Genomic DNA, 1442 nt, shown 5'->3' on the forward strand with positions numbered 1-1442 from the left:
TAACGTTGCTGTGTCCCAATAATTCACTGAGAGCTTTAGGGTCAAAGCCCTTTTTAATGCAGACGGAAGCGTATGTGTGTCTGAGCGCATGAAATGGCACATCTTTTATTCCGCAGTCCTTTAAAACCTTTTTAAATCTGTACTGTAAAATCCTCGGCTCCTTAGGAACATTCAAGCCTGACAGCACATAGATTGACGGACTGCGCTTAAAATCTGACATTATTTCAGTAAGAAAATCGGGCATAAAAACAGTCCTGACGGAGCTTTCTGTCTTTGGAACATCAACCACCACCTTTGATTCGCCGTCAATCGTGATCCGCTGAACGGTTTTGTTTACAAGAAAAAATCCCTCCTGAAGATTGACGTTTTCCCATTTCAATCCGCACATTTCTCCGATTCTGATACCCGTGTATAAACATATCAGTATGCTTAAATTCGTAAGGTCAAGATTGTGTTTTAAATACAGGCTCAATCTGCGTAATTCAATCTCATTTAATGTTTTGATTTCAGTATTTCTGACCTTTGGCGATTGAATATCCTCGCAGATATTTTCAAGCCCGTATTCCCTGTGAGCATAAGCGGATATTGACTTCAGCACAATTAATACGTCCTTTGCAGTCTTAGCGGAAAGACCGCCTTGTCCGTCTGATCTGCCATTAGACAATAATTCTGAAACAAACGAGTTTACCTGTTTCTTTGAAAGCAAACAATAAACCTGTTCTCCAAGCAAGGGATAAATGTGATTTTTAAGCAGTCTGCAATAGTTTGCATAGGTAGAGCTTTTAACGGTCAGCCGCTTGATCTCAAGCCATTCAAGGCATATCTCCCTGACGGTCAGTCTGATATACGCTTTGGCTTCAGGCTTTTTCAAAGTATATGAAAGCTCCATTTTGTCCTTTACTTCCGAAAGAGTTTTCCCATAAACATACTTGTACCTAAGCCTGTCGTTCTCATCATAGCCGAGCTTAATTCGTCCCTCATATCTTCCGTCTGTTCTTTTGTAGATGTTGCTGCCTCTCTTTGACATCTGATGTTCCTCCGGACTAAAATTATGACGGTTTAAAAACACTTAAATCGTCATTTTATTAATATTTTGTCGAAATGTTATACCTAAAAAAGTTAAAAAAGTCTTTACAATACTCTTTTTATATGCTATAATACAAATGTTGCAGCACAAAAATTGGTAAAATGCCATTCGCAAAGCTGCAAACTTTGCGAAAACCTCTCAAGCGCTGCAATGCTATTCTGTGCGGAGTTCTATAACTTATTCGTTTTTTATTCTCTATTTCTTAATGCTTTATATACAGTGGTTATTTTGTGTCTTACAAGCAAGTAGCGAGGGGAAATCTTTCGGAACTCCGCATAAGCTTTTGCGCCATACCTCCTCTTAATATGTGTGACAAAAGTAAAACCCAGTCTGGTAACAGGCTGGGTTTTGTTTT

Annotated in this window: 1 protein-coding gene; it reads right to left on the minus strand. The window is 38.9% G+C overall.

All coding sequences use genetic code 11. The features are described from left to right. The coding region (locus tag ACYQ0H_RS12335) for a site-specific integrase (RefSeq protein ID WP_459813176.1) at positions 1-1027 on the minus strand (1027 nt) is incomplete at its 3' end. Positions 1028-1442: the final 415 nt, after the last annotated feature.

The sequence above is a fragment of the Hominimerdicola intestinalis genome, assembly GCF_054655215.1.